Origin of the sequence: Pseudomonas sp. 5P_5.1_Bac1 (genome assembly GCF_025466015.1) — a bacterium.
In the GTDB taxonomy this organism is placed as follows: Bacteria; Pseudomonadota; Gammaproteobacteria; order Pseudomonadales; family Pseudomonadaceae; genus Aquipseudomonas.
Genome location: NZ_JANLNX010000036.1, coordinates 100,655 through 116,240 on the forward strand (window position 1 = coordinate 100,655; position 15,586 = coordinate 116,240).

Consider the following 15,586-nt stretch of genomic DNA (forward strand, 5'->3'; position numbering starts at 1 on the left):
ACAGCCGCTCCTACAGGTTCCGCGTCAACCCACGGCGTAGCCCCTGCAATACGCCCCCAGTTGCGACTAATTATTTCCACCCCCCATCCGTTCTTTTTGGAGACAAGCCCGGCCGTTGTCATGGCCGGGGCGTGCATCCACAGGAAAACGATAAATGGGCATCGATCGCGAAGCACCCGGCCTGACTCTGTTCTGCCTGCCTTATTCCGGCGCCAGCGCCATGTGCTACAGCCCCTGGCGGCAGAAGCTGCCGGCCTGGCTGCGGGTGCGCCCGCTGGAGCTGCCCGGGCGTGGCATGCGCATGGACGAGCCGCTGCAGACCGACATGGTGGCGCTCGCCAATCACCTGGCCGACGAAATCGCCGTCGAACTGGACCGTCCCTACGCGCTGTTCGGCCATAGCCTCGGCGGCCTGCTGGCCTTCGAGCTGGCCCATGTCTTGCGCCAACGCGGCCTGCCGGCGCCGCTGGCGCTGTTCGCCTCGGCCACGGCAGGTCCGGCCCGGCGCGATGTCAGTGAATACGCCATCGAGAAAAGCGACGCCGAACTGATCGCTCGCCTGCGCGAGTTGGGTGGCACCAGTGAAAGCGTGATCGCCAACGAAGAACTGCTCGAACTGATCCTGCCGATCCTGCGCGCCGATTTCCTTCTCTGCGGCAGCTTCACCTATGGCCGGCGCGAGCCGCTGGCGGTGCCGATCCATGTGTTTGGCGGCAAGCGCGACACGGTCAAGGTCGAGGAACTGCTCGACTGGCAGGAGGAGACCAGCACCGGTTTCTCCCTCGACATGTTCGAAGGCCATCACTTCTACCTGATCGACGAACAGGCCCACCTCCTGCGCCAGTTGCGCCGCTACGCCGACCAGCACCTGGCGCGCTGGCGCAACCGCAAGGCCCTGCAACCCGCCCGCGCGGCCGGTTGAGCAGCACTGCTGCACACGCGCCGGCCGCTGCGGGCGCGTTTTCTTTTCGATACCCCGACCCTTTTTTTGCCAAGCCGAATCTAGCAGGAACCCATCATGGATGCGTTTGAACTTCCAGCCACCCTGGCCCAGTCCCTCCAACGTCGCGCCGCACAGACGCCGGACAAACTGGCGCTGCGGTTTCTTTCCGACGAAAAGGACCAGGGCCTTGTGCTGACCTACCGTGACCTGGACCTGCGCGCGCGAACCATCGCGGCCGCCCTGCAGTCCCAGGCTGCGCTGGGTGACCGGGCGATCCTGCTGTTTCCCAGTGGCCCGGACTATGTCGCGGCGTTCTACGGCTGCCTGTATGCCGGCGTGATCGCGGTGCCGGCCTATCCGCCGGAGTCCAATCGCCGGCATCACCAGGAGCGCCTGCTGTCGATCATCGCCGACGCCGAGCCGAGCTTGGTGCTGACTGCTTCGGCGCTGCGCGAGAGCCTGTTGGAAGTGGCGGAACTGGCGGCCGATGGCGCCCCGGCGCTGCTCTGCGTGGATACCTTGGACAGCGCGCCGGCGGATGCCTGGCAAGCACCGGAACTGACCGGCGAACATATCGCGTTCCTGCAATACACCTCGGGTTCCACCGCGCTGCCCAAGGGCGTGCAGGTCAGCCACGGCAACCTGGTGGCTAACGAAAAACTGATCCGCCACGGCTTCGGCATCGACCTCAACCCGGACGACGTGATCGTCAGTTGGCTGCCGCTGTACCACGACATGGGCCTGATCGGCGGCCTGCTGCAACCGATCTTCAGCGGTGTGCCGTGCGTGCTGATGGCCCCGGCCTACTTCCTCAGCCGGCCACTGCGCTGGCTGGAAGCGATCAGCGACTACAAGGGCACCATCAGCGGTGGCCCGGACTTCGCCTACCAGCTCTGCGCCGCGCGGGTCAGCGATTCGGCGCTGGCCCGTCTCGACCTGAGCGGCTGGCGCGTGGCGTATTCCGGTTCCGAGCCGATCCGCCTGGACAGCCTGGACGCCTTCGCCGAGAAATTCGCCGGTTGCGGTTTCGACGCCAGCAGCTTCTTCGCTTCCTATGGCCTGGCCGAGGCGACCCTGTTCGTCGCGGGCGGCAAGCGTGGCCAGGGCATTCCGCACCTGCGTCTGGACGAGCAGGCGCTGGCGCGCAATACCGCCGAGCCGGGGCAGGGCAGCCCGGTGATGAGCTGCGGCACCAGCCAACCGGAGCACGGCGTGCTGATCGCCGATCCGCAAAGCCTGGCGGAACTGGGCGAAAACCAGGTCGGCGAAGTCTGGGCCTGTGGCCCGAGCATCGCCCACGGCTACTGGCGCAACCCCGAGGCCACGGCCAAGACCTTCGTCCAGCATGCCGGCCAGACCTGGCTGCGCACCGGTGACCTGGGCTTCATCCGCGATGGCGAGCTGTACATCACCGGCCGCCTGAAAGACATGCTGATCGTCCGCGGCCAGAATATTTATCCACAGGACATCGAACAGACCATCGAGCGTGAAGTGGACGTGGTGCGCAAGAGCCGCATCGCTGCGTTCGCGGTCACCCAGGACGGTGTCGAGGGTATTGGCATCGCCGCCGAAATCGGCCGCAGCGTGCAGAAAAGCGTGCCTGCCGACGAGCTGATCAAGCGCCTGCGCCATGCCGTGGCCGACGCCTTCCAGCAAGCCCCTAGCGTGGTGGTGCTGCTCAACCCCGGCGCCTTGCCGAAGACCTCCAGCGGCAAGCTGCAACGTTCCGCCTGCCGCACCCGCCTGGCCGATGGCAGCCTCGACAGCTACGCGGTGTTCCCGCAGCAGGCGGGCGCGGCCAAGGCCAGTGACGCGCTGCTGGCGCAGTCCAACCTGCAGGAACTGGTGGCCCGTACCTGGCGCGAGCACCTGCAGGTCGAGGATGTCGCCGCCGACGATCACTTCTTCCTGCTGGGCGGCAACTCCATCGTCGCGACGCAAGTGGTCGCCAGCCTGCGCGAAGCGCTGGGCATCGAGCTGAACCTGCGCCTGCTGTTCGAGGCGCCGACCCTGGAAGGCTTCGTTGCCGCCATCGGAGGCATGCAGTCCGGCGCCCAGGTCCAGGACGGCATCGTCCGCCTGGCCGGCAACGAAGGGCTGCCGCAATCCCTGGCGCAAAACCGCCTGTGGTTCACCTGGCAGCTCGATCCGCACAGCAGCGCCTACAACATTCCCGCCGGCCTGAACCTGCGCGGCGAACTGGACGAAGACGCCCTGCGCGCGGCCTTCCAACGCCTGGTGGAACGCCATGAATCGCTGCGCACGCGCTTCTACGAAGAAGACGGCGTGGCCTTGCAGAGCATCGACGCCGCGAGCCCGCTGGCGATCTCGCGTATCGACCTCAGCGATCTCGACGACGAAGAGCGCCGGGCCCGTGCCCTGGCAATTCGCGAGGAACAGGCGCGCCTGCCGTTCGACCTGGAAAACGGCCCGCTGCTGCGGGTGCAACTGGTCTGTCTGGACGAGCAGGAGCACCAGTTGCTGGTGACGATGCACCACATCATCGCCGACGGCTGGTCGCTGAACGTGCTGATCGATGAGTTCTCGCGCCTCTATGCCGCCGCCGTGCAGGACCAGCCGCTGGCGCTGGAGCCGCTGCCGGTGCGTTACGCCGATTACGGCCAGTGGCAGCGCGATTGGCTGGCCCGGGGTGAAGCCCAGCGCCAACTGGACTATTGGAAAGCGCAACTGGGCGATGAGCAACCGAGCCTGAATCTTGCCACCGACCATCCACGTTCCGCCCGCCAGCAACACAGCGCCGCACGCTACAGCCTGCGCCTGAGCGCCGAGCTGAGCAGCGCGGTGAAAGCGGCGGCGCAACACAATCAATCGACGCCGTTCATGCTGCTGCTGGCCGGCTTCCAGAGCCTGCTGCACCGCTACAGCGGCCAGACCGATATCCGCATCGGCGTCCCTGGCGCCAACCGTCCGCGCCTGGAAACCCAGGGCCTGATCGGCTTCTTCATCAACACCCTGGTGCTGCGCGCCGAACTGGAGTCGCGGCTGCCGTTCGCGCAACTGTTGGCCCGCACCCGCCAGACCGCGCTGGAGGCCCAGGCCAATCAGGACTTGCCGTTCGACCAACTGGTCGAAGCCTTCCCGCAGGCCCGCGAACAGGGTCTGTTCCAGGTCATGTTCAACCACCAGCAGCGCGACCTGAGCGCGCTGCGTCGCCTGCCGGGGCTGCTGGCCGACGAGCTGCCGTGGCACAGCCGCGAAGCCAAGTTCGACCTGCAACTGCACAGCGAAGAGGACCGCAACGGGCGCATCAGCCTGTCGTTTGACTACGCCGACGAATTGTTCGAGCGCGCCACCATCGTCCGCCTCGCCGCGCATTACGTGCGTCTGCTGACCCAGGTCAGCACCGACGCCGACATTGCCCTCGGTGACCTGCAACTGCTGGACACCGCCGAAGTGGCCCGTCAGCAAGACTGGAGCGTCGCCCCCTGCGCCCCGGCCAGCCGCTGGCTGCCGGAACTGCTGAATGAACAGGCCCTGCGCAGCCCCGAGCGCACCGCGCTAGTGTGGGACGGCGGCAGCCTCGACTTTGCCGGCCTGCACGTTCAGGCCAACCGCCTGGCCAACTACCTGCGCGACAAGGGCGTCGGGCCGGATGTGAAAGTGGCGATCGCGGTGGAGCGCTCGCCGCAACTGCTGGTCGGCCTGCTGGCGATCATCAAGGCCGGTGGCGCCTACGTGCCGCTGGACCCTGATTACCCGAGCGAGCGCCTGGCCTACATGCTGGCCGACAGCGGCGTGTCGCTGCTGCTGACCCAGAGCCACCTGCTCGGCGACCTGCCGAGCGCCGAGGGCGTCAGCGCCATCGCCCTGGACACCCTCAAGCTGGACAACTGGCCGAGCCACGCGCCGGGCCTGCATGTGCACGGCGACAACCTCGCCTACGTGATTTACACCTCCGGTTCCACCGGCCAACCGAAAGGCGTCGGCAACACCCACGCGGCCCTGGCCGAGCGCCTGCAATGGATGCAGGCCACGTATCAGTTGAACGACACCGACGTGCTGATGCAGAAGGCGCCGATCAGCTTCGACGTGTCGGTGTGGGAATGCTTCTGGCCGTTGATCACCGGTTGCAAACTGGTCATCGCCGGCCCCGGCGAGCACCGCGATCCGCACCGCATCGCGCAGTTGGTGCGCGAGCACGGGGTGACCACGCTGCACTTCGTGCCGCCGCTGCTGCAACTGTTTATCGACGAGCCGCTGACCGCCGGCTGCGACAGCCTGCGCCGGGTGTTCTCCGGTGGCGAGGCGCTGCCCGCCGAGCTGCGCAACCGCGTGCTGGCGCAACTGCCGAACGCGCAATTGCATAACCGCTACGGCCCGACCGAAACCGCGATCAACGTCACCCACTGGCACTGCCAGGCCAGCGACGGCGCGCGTTCGCCGATCGGCCGGCCGCTGGGCAACGTGATCTGCCGTGTGCTCGATGGCGAACTGAACGCCCAACCTGATGGCGTGGCCGGCGAGCTGTGCATCGGTGGCATCGGCCTGGCCCGGGGTTACCTGGGCCGCGCGGCAATGACCGCCGAACGCTTCGTGCCGGATGCCGCCGGCGAGCCGGGTGCGCGCCTGTACCGCACCGGCGACCGCGTGCGCTGGGCCGCCGATGGCGCGCTGGAGTATTTCGGCCGTCTCGACCATCAGGTGAAGCTGCGCGGTTTCCGCGTCGAACCGCAGGAAATCGAAGCCCGCTTGCTGGCGCTGGCGGGCGTCGGCCAGGCCGCGGTGCTGGTCCGCGAGACCGTCGCCGGCCCGCAACTGGTGGGCTACTTCACCGCCGAGGCGAGCGAGGAGGGCGAGGCCGCGCAAGTGGCGCGGCTCAAGGCCGAACTGGCGCTGGAGCTGCCGGAATACATGGTGCCGGCGCAACTGATGCGCCTCGACGCCATGCCCCTCGGCCCGAGCGGCAAGCTGGACCGCCGTGCGCTGCCAGAACCGCAATGGCAATCCCGCGAGCACATCGAGCCGCAAACCGAGCTGGAACAGCGCATCGCCGCGATCTGGCGCGACGTGCTGGGCGTGCCGCGCGTCGGTCTTGCCGATGACTTCTTCGAACTCGGCGGTCACTCGCTGCTGGCGACCCAGATCATTTCCCGCGTGCGGCAGAGCTGCGACGTCGAGCTGCCGTTGCGGGTGCTGTTCGAGCACCGCGAGCTGGGCGATTTCGCCGCCCGTGTCGCGGCGCTGCATGCCGCCGGCGAGCGCAACAGCCAGCAGCCGATCGGCCAGGTCGATCGCCGCCAGGCGGTGCCGCTGTCCTATTCGCAGCAACGCATGTGGTTCCTCTGGCAGATGGAGCCGGACAGCCCGGCGTACAACGTCGGCGGCATGGCGCGCCTGAGCGGCGCGTTCGATATCGGCTGCTTCGAGGCCGCGTTGCAGGCGCTGATCCTGCGCCACGAAACCCTGCGCACCACCTTCCCGAGCGTCAACGGCGTGGCCTGTCAGAAGGTCTCCGACGAGACCGGCGTCGCCATGCAATGGCTGGATCTCTCGGCGCTGCCGGCCGCCGAACGCGAGGTGCGTCTGCACGCCTTCGCCGACAGCGAAGCGCACACGCCGTTCGACCTGGAGACCGGCCCGCTGCTGCGCGCCTGCCTGGTCAAGGCCGGCGAGCAGGAGCACTACTTCGTCCTGACCCTGCACCACATCGTCACCGAAGGCTGGGCGATGGACATCTTCGCCCGCGAGTTGGGCCTGCTCTACGAAGCCTTCCTCGACGGCAAGCCGTCGCCGCTGCAACCGCTGGCGGTGCAGTACCTCGACTACAGCGTGTGGCAGCGCCAGTGGCTGGAGTCCGGCGAGCGCCAGCGCCAACTGGACTACTGGACCGCGCAACTGGGCAAGGAGCATCCGCTGCTGGAATTGCCCGGCGACCGTCCGCGTCCCGCGGTGCAGAGCCACCAGGGCGAGCTGTTCCGCTTCGACCTCGCTGATGACCTGGCCGGCCGCGTGCGCGCGTTCAACGCGAAAAACGGCCTGACCCTGTTCATGACCATGACCGCCGCCCTGGCGGTGCTGCTCTACCGCTACAGCGGCCAGACCGACCTGCGCATCGGCGCGCCGGTGGCCAACCGTATCCGCCCGGAAAGCGAAGGGCTGATCGGCGCCTTCCTCAACACCCAGGTGCTGCGCGTGCAGCTCGACGGGCAGATGAGCGTCGGCGAGCTGTTCGAACAGGTCCGCCACACCGTGATCGAAGGCCAGTCGCACCAGGACCTGCCATTCGACCATCTGGTGGAAGCCCTGCAACCGCCGCGCAGCGCCGCCTGGAACCCGCTGTTCCAGGTGATGTGCAACGTGCAGCGCTGGGAATTCCAGCAAAGCCGCGAGCTGGCGGGCATGACCGTCGAATACCTGGTCAACGATGCCCGGGCGACCAAGTTCGACCTCAACCTGGAAGTCACCGAGCTGGATCACCGCCTCGGTTGCTGCCTGACGTACAGCACCGACCTGTTCGATGAGCCGCGCATCGCGCGCATGGCTGGGCACTGGCGCAACCTGCTGCAAGCGCTGCTGGATAACCCGCAACAACGCCTCGGCGAATTGCCGCTGCTGGATGACGGCGAACGCCAGGGCCTGCTCGACAGCCTCGGCGCCGAGCCGGGCGAGCAGCGTCTCGACCAGTGCATTCACAGCCTGTTCAGCCAGCGCGTGCGCGCCAACCCCGAGGCCGGCGCGCTGACCTTCCGTGGCCAGACCCTGAGCTACGGCGAGCTGGATGCCCAGGTCAACCGCCTGGCCTGGATGCTGCGCGAGCGTGGCGTCGGCCCGCAGGTGCGGGTCGGCCTGGCGCTGGAGCGGTCGCTGGAAATGGTCATCGGCCTGCTGGCGATCCTCAAGGCCGGTGGCGCCTACGTGCCGCTGGACCCGGAATACCCGCTGGAACGCCTGCAATACATGATCAAGGACAGCGGCGTGCGCCTGCTGCTGAGCGACGCGGCGCTGCTCGACGCTCTGGGCGAACTGCCCGAAGGCGTGGCGCGCTGGAGCCTGGAAGAGGACCTGGCGAAACTCGCCGGCTACCCGGACAGCGAGCCGCCGTTCATCAGCCTGCCGCAGCATCAGGCCTACCTGATCTACACCTCCGGCTCCACCGGCTTGCCGAAAGGCGTGGTGGTCAGCCATGGCGAAATCGCCATGCACTGCCAGGCGGTGATCAAGCGCTTCGACATGCGCCCGGACGACTGCGAGCTGCATTTCTATTCGATCAACTTCGACGCCGCCACCGAGCGCCTGCTGGTGCCATTGCTGACCGGTTCGCGGTTGGTGCTGCGCGCCCAGGGCCAATGGGATGCCGAGGAAATCTGCACGCTGATCCGCGAGCAGGGCGTGACCATTCTCGGCTTCACCCCGAGCTACGGCAGCCAGTTGGCGCAGTGGCTGGCGACCCAGCAACAGCGCCTGCCGGTGCGCATGTGCATCACCGGTGGCGAGGCGCTGACCGGCGAGCACCTGCAACGGATTCGCGCGGCCTTCGCCCCGGCACTGTTTTTCAACGCCTACGGCCCGACCGAAACCGTGGTCATGCCGCTGGCCTGCCTGTCGCCGGCCGAGCTGGACGAGGGCCAGGCCAGCGTGCCGATCGGCAGCGTGGTGGGGGCGCGGGTGGCGTATATCCTCGACACCGACCTGGCGCTGGTGCCGCAAGGCGCCACCGGTGAGCTGTACGTCGGCGGCGCCGGCCTCGCGGTCGGCTATCACGAACGGGCGGGGCTGACCGCCGAGCGCTTCGTCGCCGATCCGTTCGCCACCGATGGCGGTCGCCTGTACCGCACCGGTGACCTGGTGCGCCAGCGCGCCGATGGTCAGGTGGAATACATCGGCCGGGTCGACCATCAGGTGAAGATCCGCGGTTTCCGTATCGAACTGGGCGAAATCGAAACCCGCCTGCTGGACCACCCGGCCATCCGCGAAGCGGTGGTGCTGGCGCTGGAAACGCCGGCGGGCAAACAACTGGCCGGCTATCTGGTCAGCGACGTCGCCCATCAGGACGAGGCGCAACAGGCGCACCTGCGCGAGGCGCTGAAAACCGCCCTCAAGGCGCAACTGCCGGACTACATGGTGCCGACCCACCTGATCCTGCTGGACGCCATGCCGCTGACCGCCAACGGCAAGCTCGACCGCCGCGCCCTGCCGGCGCCGGACCCGGAGCTGAACCGTCAGCATTACGTGGCGCCGAGCAGCGAGCTGGAACTGACCCTGGCACGGATCTGGGGCGAAGTCCTCAACGTCGCCCAGGTCGGCCTCAACGACAACTTCTTCGAACTGGGCGGCGACTCGATCCTGTCGATCCAGGTGGTCAGCCGTGCCCGCGCGGCCGGGATTCACTTCAGCCCCCGCGACCTGTTCCAGCACCAGACCGTGCAGAGCCTCGCGGCGGTGGCGACCACCCAGGAACGGGTCAGCGCGGAACAGGGGCCGCTCAGCGGCAGCTCGGCGCTGACGCCGATCCAGCACTGGTTCTTCGACACCCCGATTGCCAACCGTCAACACTGGAACCAGGCGGTGCTGCTGGAACCGACCCTCACCCTGCACGCCGCGCTGCTGGAACAGGCACTGAACGCCGTGCAGCACCAGCACGACGCCCTGCGCCTGCGCTTCAGCGAACGTGACGGGCAGTGGCAGGCGCAGTTCAGCGAGAACGCGGGCGATAGCCTGTTGCGGGTGGCGCAGGTCAGCGACATGACCCAGTGCGCCGACCTGTTCGACGACGCCCAGCGCAGCCTCGATCTTGCGCACGGCCCGCTGCTGCGCGCCTTGCTGGTGGACGGCCCGCAAGGGCAGCAACGCCTGCTGCTGGCGATCCATCACCTGGTGGTGGACGGCGTGTCCTGGCGCGTGCTGCTGGAAGACCTGCAAACCGCCTATCGCCAGTTGCAAGTCGGCGAGGCCGTGCAACTGCCGGCCAAGACCAGCGCGATGCGCGACTGGGCGGCGCGCCTGCACACCTACGCGGCGAGCGAATCGCTGCGCGAGGAACGCGACTGGTGGCAAGCGCAACTGGCGGGCGCCGCCCAGCAACTGCCGGACACCGACCTCAATGGCGGCCAGCAGAACCTGCACGCCGCCACCGTCAGCGTGCGCCTGGATGCCCAGCGCACCCGCCAGTTGCTGCAAGACGCGCCGGCGGCGTACCGCACGCAGATCAACGACCTGCTGCTGACCGCCCTGGCCCGCGTGCTGTGCCAGTGGAGCGGACAGGCGTCGGCGCTGGTCCAGCTTGAGGGCCATGGCCGCGAAACCCTGTTCGACGAGATCGACCTGACCCGCAGCGTCGGCTGGTTCACCAGCGCTTATCCGCTGCGCCTGACCCCGGTGGCGAACGATGCCGCCGCGTCGATCAAGGCGATCAAGGAACAACTGCGCCAGGTGCCGCACAAGGGCCTCGGCTACGGCGTGCTGCGCTACCTCGGCGACGACGCCAGCCGTGCGGCGCTGCAGGCGCTGCCGCTGGCGCCGGTCACCTTCAACTACCTCGGCCAGTTCGACCAGAGCTTTGCCAGCGACGCGCTGTTCCGTCCGCTGGAAGAATCCGCCGGCACCGCCCATGACCCGCACGCGCCGTTGCCCAACGAACTGAGCATCGACGCCCAGGTTTACGCCGGCGAACTGGTGCTGCGCTGGACCTTCAGTGGCGAGCGCCATCAGGTCGCGACCATCGACAACCTGGCCACTGCCTACCTGGCGCAGTTGCAGGCGCTGGTCGAACACTGCGTCACCGAGGGCAATGGCGGTCTGACGCCGTCGGACTTCCCGCTGGCCAGCCTGACCCAGGCACAACTCGACGCGCTGCCGGTGCCGGCGGCGCGGATCGAGGACGTCTACCCGCTGACCCCGATGCAGGAGGGCATGCTCCTGCACACCCTGCTGGAACCGGGCACCGGCTTGTACTACATGCAGGACCGCTACCGCATCAACAGCGACCTCGACCCCGAGCGTTTCGCCCACGCCTGGCAGGCCGTGGTCGCCCGTCATGAAGCGTTGCGCGCGTCGTTCTGCTGGGACGTCGGGCAAACCATGCTGCAGGTTATCCACAAGCCGGGCGACACCGCCGTCGAATACCTCGACTGGCGCGAGGTGCCGGCGGATGAACAGGAGCCGCGCCTGCAAGCGCTGCACAAGCGCGAGCGCGAGGCCGGTTTCGATCTGCTGCGGCAGGCGCCGTTCCACCTGCGCCTGATCCGCGTCGGCGAGGCGAACTACTGGTTCATGATGAGCAACCACCACATCCTGATCGATGCCTGGTGCCGTTCGCTGCTGATGAACGACTTCTTCGATATCTACATGGCCCTCGGCGAAGGCCGCGACGCGCAACTGCCGCCGCCGCCGCGCTACCGCGACTACATCGGCTGGCTGCAACAGCGCGGCCTGAAACAGGCGCGCACCTGGTGGCGCGACAACTTGCGCGGCTTCGAGCGGCCGACGCCGATCCCGAGCGACCGGCCGTACCTGCGCGAACACGCCAGCGAGCACGGCGGCATGATCGTCGGCGACGTCTACACCCGCCTCGAGGTGAAAGACGGCGCCCGCCTGCGCGAACTGGCCCAGCAGCATCAACTGACCGTCAACACCTTCGCCCAGGCGGCGTGGGCCCTGACCCTGCGGCGCATGAGCGGCGACCGTGACGTGCTGTTCGGCGTCACCGTGGCCGGGCGTCCGGTGGACATGCCGCAGATGCAGCGCACCGTCGGCCTGTTCATCAACACCATTGCCCTGCGCGTCGGCTTGCCGCGCGACGGCCAGCGCCAGAGCGTGCGCCAGTGGCTGAGCGGCTTGCTGGACAGCAACATGGAGCTGCGCGAGTACGAATACCTGCCGCTGGTGAACATCCAGGAAAACAGCGAACTGCCCAAGGGCATGCCGCTGTTCGACAGCCTGTTCGTGTTCGAGAACGCCCCGGTGGAAGTCTCGGTGCTGGACCGTGCGCAAAGCCTCAATGCCACCTCGGATTCGGGCCGGACCCACACCAACTACCCGCTGACCGCCGTCTGCTACCCGGGCGACGACCTCGGCCTGCACCTGTCCTACGACCAGCGTTACTTCGACGAGTCCACCGTCAACGGCATGCTCGCCGAGTTCAAGCGCCTGCTGCTGGCGCTGGTGGAAGGTTTCCATGGCGATATGGCCGAGCTGCCGTTGCTGGGCGAGGCTGAGCGCGAATTCCTGGTCAACGGCTGCAACCAGAGCGCCCATGACTATCCGCTGGAGCGCAGCTATGTGGCGCTGTTCGAAGAGCGAGTAGCCGCGCACCCTGAGCGCATCGCCGTCTCGTGCCTTGAGCGTCAGGACACCTACGCCGAACTGAATGCCGCTGCCAACCGCCTGGGCCATGCGCTGATCGCGGCGGGCGTTGGTTTCGACCAACCGATCGCCCTGCTGGCCGAGCGCGGCCCGGACCTGCTGGGCATGATCGTCGGCAGCTTCAAGGCCGGCGCCGGTTACCTGCCGCTGGACCCGGCCTTGCCGAACCAGCGCCTGAGCGGTGTGATCGCCCAGAGCGGCGCGCCAGTGCTGGTGTGCAGCGCCGAGTGCGAGGCGCAGGCCCGCGAACTGTTGGCCGCGCTGGAAAGCCCGGTGCACCTGCTGGTCTGGGAACAGGTCCAGCAGAGCGGGGTGTCTGTGGATAACCCTGGCCGCTACAGCGCCCCGGACAACCTCGCCTACGTGATCTTCACGTCCGGCTCCACCGGCCTGCCGAAAGGCGTGATGGTCGAGCAACGCGGCATGCTCAACAACCAGTTGAGCAAGGTGCCGTATCTGGATTTGAGCGACGCCGATGTGATCGCGCAAACCGCGTCGCAGAGCTTCGATATTTCCGTCTGGCAGTTCCTCGCCGCGCCGCTGTTCGGGGCCCGCGTGGATATCGTGCCGAACGACATCGCCCGCGATCCGCAGGCGCTGCTGGCCCACGTTCAAGCGCAAGGCATCAGCGTGCTGGAAAGCGTGCCGTCGTTGATCCAGGGCTTGCTGGCCGAAGAGCGCGTCAGCCTCGACGGCCTGCGCTGGATGCTGCCGACTGGCGAAGCGATGCCGCCTGAACTGGCGAAGCAATGGCTGCTGCGTTATCCACAGATCGGTCTGGTCAACGCCTACGGCCCGGCCGAATGCTCGGACGACGTGGCCTTCTTCCGCGTCGATCTGGATTCCACGCAAAGCACTTACCTGCCGATCGGCACGCCGACCGACAACAACCTGATCTACCTGTTGGACGACGCGCTGGAGCTGGTGCCGCTGGGTGCCGTCGGCGAGTTGTGCGTGGCGGGCACCGGCGTCGGTCGTGGCTATGTCGCCGATCCGCGTCGCACCACCCCGGTGTTCGTGCCGAACCCGTTCGGCGCGCCGGGCGAGCGTTTGTACCGCACCGGTGACCTGGCGCGCCGCCGCGCCGATGGCGTTCTCGAATACGTCGGCCGCGCCGACCATCAAGTGAAGATCCGTGGCTACCGTATCGAACTGGGCGAGATCGAAACCCGTCTGCAAGAGCATCCGGCGATCCGCGAAGCGGTGGTGCTGGATATCGACGGCCCGCAGGGCAAGCAGCTTGCGGCCTACGTGACTACGAAAGTGGCGAGCGATGCCGAGGCGCTGCGTGAAGACCTGAAAACCGCACTGAAAGCCAGCCTGCCGGACTACATGGTGCCGACCCACTTCGTGCTGTTGGCGGCGATGCCGTTGACGCCGAACGGCAAGCTCGACCGCAAGGCGCTGCCGACGCCGGACACCACCCTGTCGCAAACCGCCTATGTGGCGCCGGTCACTGAACTTGAACAACAACTGGCCGCCATCTGGGCCGAGGTGCTGAAGATCGAGCGCGTTGGCCTCAATGACAGCTTCTTCGAACTGGGCGGCCATTCGCTGCTGGCGACCCAGGTCATCTCCCGCGTGCGCCAGGCCCTGAAGATCGAGCTGTCGTTGCGCAGCCTGTTCGAAGCCAAGGACCTGCGCGGCTTTGCCCGCCAGGTCGAGCACGGCGAAAGCAGCAAGTTGCAGGCCATCGGCAAGGCTGACCGCGACCAGCCGCTGGCGCTTTCGTACGCCCAGCAACGGCAGTGGTTCCTCTGGCAACTGGAGCCGCAGAGCGCGGCGTACAACATGCCGGCGGCGCTGCGCCTGAAGGGCGCGCTGGATATCGCCGCGCTGGAACTGGCCTTCGAAACCCTGATCGGCCGCCACGAAACCCTGCGCACCACCTTCCGCCAGGACGGCAGCCAGGCCGTGCAGGTCATCCACGGGGCGGCGCCGTTCGTGCTGGCGCTGGAGCAACTGCCGGACTCGCCATTGCCGCGAGACGAACAGGTGCGCCTGTTTATCGAGGACGAAACCCTGCGGCCGTTCGACCTGGAACAGGGTCCGCTGCTGCGGGTGCGCCTGCTGCACCTGGGCGAGAACGAGCATGTGCTGGTGCTGGTTCAGCACCATATCGTCACCGACGGCTGGTCGATGCCGATCATGGTCGATGAGCTGATGCGCCTGTACGCCGGCTACAGCCAGGGCGAGGACGTCGCGTTGGCGCCGCTGCCGATCCAGTACGCCGACTACGCCGTGTGGCAGCGCACCTGGATGGACGCGGGCGAGAAGGACCGGCAACTGGCCTACTGGACCGCGCAACTGGGCGGCGAACAACCGGTGCTGGAACTGCCGACCGACCATCCGCGTCCGCCGGTGCAGAGCACCGAGGGTGCGCAACTGCACCTGGAACTGGACCGCGAACTGGCCGCGCGCCTGAAAGGGCTGGCGCAGGCGCAGGGCGTGACCCTGTTCATGCTCCTGCTGGCCTCGTTGCAGACCTTGCTGCACCGCTATTCGGGCCTGGGCGATGTGCGTGTCGGCGTGCCGATCGCCAACCGCAACCGCGCCGAAACCGAAGGGCTGATCGGCTTCTTCGTCAACACCCAGGTGCTCAAGGCCGAGGTGGATTCGCAGACCTCCGTTGCCGCGCTGCTGCAACAGGTCAAGCGCCATGCGCTGCAGGCCCAGGCCCATCAGGACCTGCCGTTCGAGCAACTGGTGGAAGCGCTGCAACCCCAGCGCGACCTGAGCCGCAGCCCGCTGTTCCAGGTGATGTACAACCACCAGAACGAGGCGCCGCAACTGGTGCGCGAGCTGGCCGGGCTGACCCTGCAAGGGGTGGCCTCGCAGAAGCACACCGCGCAGTTCGACCTGATGCTCAACACCGTCGAGCAAGACAACGGCCTCAGCGCGTCGCTGACCTACGCCACCGCGCTGTTCGAAGCGGACACCATCGCGCGCATGGCCGAGCATTGGCAGAACCTGCTGCGGGGCATGGTTGCCGATGCGCAGCAGCGTATCGGTGAGCTGCCGCTGCTGGGCGATGCCGAGCAGCAGCACATCCTGCGCGACTGGAACGCTACCGCCGCCGAGTTCCCGAGCGAGGCGTGCATTCAGAGCCTGATCGAGGCGCAGGTCGCCGCGACGCCGGACGCTCCGGCGCTGGTGTTTGCTGGTGAAGAACTGAGCTACGCCGAGGTCAACCGCCGTGCCAACCAACTCGCGCACAAGCTGCGCGAGCTGGGCGTTGGCCCGGATGCGCTGGTGGGCATTTCGGTCGAGCGCAGCCTGGAAATGGTCATCGGCCTGGTGGCGATCATCAAGGCGGGCGGC

General features: G+C 67.5%; 2 protein-coding genes. Both read left to right on the forward strand.

Annotated elements, in window-relative coordinates; genetic code table 11:
• Positions 1 to 154 precede the first annotated feature (154 nt).
• Positions 155 to 922 (forward strand): thioesterase II family protein, encoded by a 768-nt coding sequence (locus NTD82_RS06200; RefSeq protein ID WP_262128091.1) that lies wholly within the window; start codon positions 155 to 157, stop codon positions 920 to 922.
• A gap of 96 nt (positions 923 to 1,018) precedes the next feature.
• Positions 1,019 to 15,586, forward strand: a 14,568-nt coding sequence (locus tag NTD82_RS06205) for a non-ribosomal peptide synthase/polyketide synthase (protein ID WP_315974945.1), incomplete at its 3' end; no start/stop codon positions are given.